The organism is Bradyrhizobium sp., from assembly GCF_030654605.1.
Taxonomy (GTDB): Bacteria; Pseudomonadota; Alphaproteobacteria; order Rhizobiales; family Xanthobacteraceae; genus Bradyrhizobium.
In genome coordinates, this window is record NZ_JAURXB010000088.1 from 1 (window position 1) to 4266 (window position 4266).

Annotated in this window: 4 protein-coding genes; 3 read left to right on the forward strand and 1 reads right to left on the reverse strand. The window is 63.7% G+C overall.

The window, feature by feature from the left end:
* Positions 1-437: 437 nt before the first annotated feature.
* Positions 438-1694 carry an aspartate kinase gene (locus Q7U29_RS09240; RefSeq protein WP_304740653.1) on the reverse strand — a complete coding sequence of 419 codons (1257 nt, stop codon included), beginning with the start codon at positions 1692-1694 and terminating at the stop codon, positions 438-440.
* Between the two features lie 184 nt (positions 1695-1878).
* On the opposite strand from Q7U29_RS09240, the gene Q7U29_RS09245 reads away from it, so the two are divergent.
* The 3 genes from Q7U29_RS09245 to Q7U29_RS09255 all read left to right on the forward strand — a co-directional run.
* Positions 1879-2346 carry a PH domain-containing protein gene (locus tag Q7U29_RS09245; RefSeq protein WP_304740655.1) on the forward strand — a complete coding sequence of 156 codons (468 nt, stop codon included), beginning with the start codon at positions 1879-1881 and terminating at the stop codon, positions 2344-2346.
* A 16-nt stretch (positions 2347-2362) separates the two neighbouring features.
* Positions 2363-3148 carry a bifunctional 2-polyprenyl-6-hydroxyphenol methylase/3-demethylubiquinol 3-O-methyltransferase UbiG gene (gene ubiG, locus Q7U29_RS09250; RefSeq protein WP_304740657.1) on the forward strand — a complete coding sequence of 262 codons (786 nt, stop codon included), beginning with the start codon at positions 2363-2365 and terminating at the stop codon, positions 3146-3148.
* Between the two features lie 220 nt (positions 3149-3368).
* Positions 3369-4266 (forward strand): DMT family transporter (locus Q7U29_RS09255; protein WP_304740659.1); only part of this gene is annotated, 898 nt, incomplete at its 3' end.

Below are 4266 nucleotides of genomic sequence, written 5' to 3' on the forward strand. Positions count from 1 at the left end.
CGGGAGCTGGCGTCAAATCCAGTGAAAACAACGATTTCAATCAATCGGCGCCGCCACAAGGGTCGCAACCGGCCGAATCAGCGTTGCCAAAACTGTGGCACAGTTTGCCGCAGCCCACCCATCCGGCCGTATAGCGAATCGGGGCTTGTTTTGCCAAGCAAAACGCCTGCCAGAGGCGATAACGGTTCTGTCAGCCCAATGCTGCGACCGCTAAGGGAAAATCATTCTAAATTGGATGTTCGCGGTGTGAATTCGGTGGTGCGTCGCGCCACTTACCTCTCCCGCTTGCGGGGGAGGTCGACGCGCGCGAAGCGCGCGGCGGGTGGGGGAAATCTCTCAACTCGCACCGGCGCTCGCGGAGGCAGCCCCCACCCCGGCCCTCCCCCCGCAAGCGGGAGAGGGAGCGCACCGCCGATGACGCTACGTCGAAGCCGAACTCAGGCCTGGTCGAGCCCGTACAGCGTGTGCAGGGTGCGCACCGCGAGTTCGGTGTAGGCGGCGTCGATCAGCACCGAAAACTTGATTTCGGAGGTGGTGATGGCGCGGATGTTGATGTTGCGCCCGGCCAGGGCTGCGAACGCCTGCGCGGCGACGCCGGCATGGCTGCGCATGCCGCTGCCGATCACCGAGACCTTGGTGACGTCGGTGGCGCTGTCGAGCCGGGCATAGCCGATGGCGCCCTTGGCCGCCGTGATGGTGTCGCGGGCGCGGGCATAGTCCGAGGCCGGCACCGTGAAGGTGAGGTCGGTGGTCTTGCCGTCTTCCGAGACGTTCTGCACGATCATGTCGACGTTGATGTTGGCATCCGCCAGCGGGCCGAAGATCGCCGCGGCGATGCCGGGCTTGTCCTCGATCTGGCGGACGGAAATCTGGGCTTCGTCCTTGGAAAAGGCGATACCGGTGACGACGTGGCTTTCCATGATTTCCTCCTCGCTGCAGATCAGCGTGCCCGGCGGCTGATTGGCGTGCGGGTCGATATCCTCGGGCTTGTCGAAACTGGAGCGGACGAAAATAGGCATGTTGTGCACCATGCCGAGTTCCACCGAGCGGACCTGCAGCACCTTGGCGCCCTGCGACGCCAGTTCCAGCATGTCCTCGAACGCGATTCGGTCGAGCCGGCGGGCTTTTGGAACCACGCGCGGGTCGGTGGTGTAGACGCCGTCGACGTCGGTATAGATGTCGCAGCGGTCGGCATGGATCGCGGCGGCGATCGCCACCGCCGAGGTATCGGAACCGCCGCGTCCGAGCGTGGTGATTCGCTGCGTGGCGGGGTTGATGCCCTGGAAGCCGGCGATCACGGCGACTTCCTTGCGGTCCTTGAAACGGTTGATCAGCTCGGCGCCGTCGATCTCGAGAATCCGGGCCGAGGCGTGGGCGTCGCTGGTCCGAATCGGGATCTGCCAGCCCTGCCAGGAGCGCGCCTGGATGCCGAGCGCCTGCAGCGCGATCGCCAGCAGGCCGGCGGTGACCTGTTCGCCGGAGGCCACCACGGCGTCATATTCGCGGGCGTCATGCATCGGCGACGCCTCTTGGCACCATGCCACCAGTTCGTTGGTCTTGCCGGACATCGCGGACACCACCACGGCGACCTCATGACCGGCGTCGACCTCGCGCTTTACATGGCGCGCGACGTTGCGGATACGTTCGATATTGGCGACGGATGTGCCGCCGAATTTCATCACGAGGCGGCCCATGACGACTGGTGCATTCCCTGAGGGGTTGAGTATGGTGGCCGGCGCGCAAAACCAGAGCGCGCCGCCCGAAAGGCGCGTATACATAACGGCGCGGTTGCGGGCAAGCAACCGGGTCCCGGCAATCCCTCGGCTATTCCCGGGATTGGCGGGAATGCAGCGGTTCTGAGGTAATTGAGGCCAGCGTATGGGGCGTTATATCGACGATATCCTGCAGCCCGGCGAGAAGGTGCTGTATTCGACCAACACGCACTGGATCTTCTTCCTGCCGGCGATCACGGGCTGGATCGTGGCCATTGCGTTCTTTGTGGTGTCGGGAATGGTCCCGGGCGGCACCCCGATGCTGCTGAGCCTGTCGATGTCGGCGATCTCGGCGATTTTCGCGCTGTACAAGACCGCGACCGCCTGGTTCCACCGCTGGACCACCGAGACCGACGTCACCAATCTGCGCGTCGTCCACAAGACCGGGTTCATCCAGCGGCAGACATTCGAGATGAGTCTCGACAAGGTCGAGAGCGTCGACGTGAACCAGAGCATTCTCGGACGCATCCTCAATTACGGCAACGTGTCGATCTTCGGCGTCGGCGAGGGCAACAAGACCATCGACACCATTGCCTCGCCGCTCGAATTCCGCAACCACATCACCGCGCGATAGGAGCGGCGCGCAATTCATGGCCATGCAACAGAATCCCGCCAATTTTTCCGGCGCACCTGCGTCCCCGGGCGCAACTGCGTCCACGGTCGATCCCGCCGAAATCGCGAAATTCTCGAAACTGTCGGACGAGTGGTGGGATCCCAACGGCAAGATGGCGCCGTTGCACAAGATCAATCCGCTGCGGCTGACCTATATCCGCGACGCCGCCTGCCGCAAGTTCGAGCGCAACGTCAAAAGCCTGAATTGCCTGTCTGCCTTGCGCATCCTCGATATCGGCTGCGGCGCCGGCCTGCTGTGCGAGCCGTTCACCCGGCTCGGCGCCCAGGTGATTGGGGTCGACCCGTCCGCCACCAACATCGCGGCGGCGAAACTGCACGCCGACAAGGCCCATCTGTCGATCGACTATCGCTGCACCACCGTCGAGGAGATGGACGTGCGCGAACGCTTCGACATCGTGCTGGCGATGGAGGTGATCGAGCACGTCAGCGACGTCGGCATGTTCCTCAACCGCTGCGCCACGATGCTGAAGCCCGGCGGCATGATGGTGGTCTCGACGCTGAACCGCAACTGGAAGAGCTTTGCACTCGCCATCGTCGGCGCCGAATATGTGCTGCGCTGGCTGCCGCGCGGCACCCATCAATGGGACAAGTTCGTCACCCCCGACGAACTCACGCACCATCTGCACAACAACAAGCTCGGCATCACCGAGCAGGCCGGCGTGGTCTACTCGCCATTATCAGACAAATGGAGCCTCTCGTCGGACATGGACGTGAACTACATGGTGGTGGCGGAGGGGATTTAAATCTTTCGTCGTCCCTGCGAACGCAGGGACCCATAACCACCGGCGCTCGTGGTGACGACAAGTCGTCGAACGGCTTCCCTTAGATCGATATATCACGCGGTATGGGTCCCTGCGTTCGCAGGGACGACGACAGGGTGTATGCCGCATGCAATAACCCGGGTTGACCGCATCTCCCGCGCCCGGCACGGTGGCCGCCATTTCCTGCCGGTAACCGCCCTTCATGTTCACGCTCGCCTCGCTCTGGATTCCCTTCACCATCACCGCGTCGCTCGGCCAGGTCGCGCGCAATGCGATGCAGCGGCAGCTGACCGGGCCGCTCGGCACCTGGGGCGCCACCAATATCCGATTCCTGTTCGGCTTTCCGTTCTCGATCCTGTTTTTCGTCGTCGTGATTTTCGCCACCGGCGATGCGGTGCCGTGGCCGACGGCGTCGTTCTTTCCGTGGCTGCTGCTCGGCGCGCTCAGCCAGATCGCCGCCACCGCCCTGATGCTGCTGGCGATGAACGACCGGTCCTTCGTGGTAACCACGGCGTACATCAAGACCGAGGCGATCCAGACCGCGATCTTCGGCTTCGTCTTTCTCGGCGATCATCTCACCGTGCTGAAGGTGATCGCAATCGTGATCGCGACCGTCGGCGTGGTCATCACCGCGCTGCGGCCGGGCGGCGCAAAGGGTTTTGCCGAACTCAAGCCCACCATCATCGGCCTGGTCGCCGGGGCTTTCTTCGCGCTGTCGGCGGTAGGCTTTCGCGGCGCCATCATCGCGGTGCCCGGCGTCTCCTTCGTGACGACGGCGACCTACACGCTGGTATGGGGACTGTTCGTGCAGACCCTGGTGCTGACGATCTATCTGCTGGTACGGGCGCCCGACGTGCTCAAGAAAATCTTCGGGCTGTGGAAGCCCTCGATGCTGGCGGGCTTCATGGGCGCCTTCGCCTCGCAGTTCTGGTTTCTGGCCTTCGCGCTGACGGCGGCCGCCAACGTGCGCACGCTGGCGCTGGTCGAGGTGCTGTTCGCGCAGGCGGTGTCGTATTATTCGTTCAAGCAGGCGCTGTCGGCGCGCGAGCTTTCCGGCATCGTCCTGATCGTGATCGGCGTCGCGATGCTGGTGGCGGTGT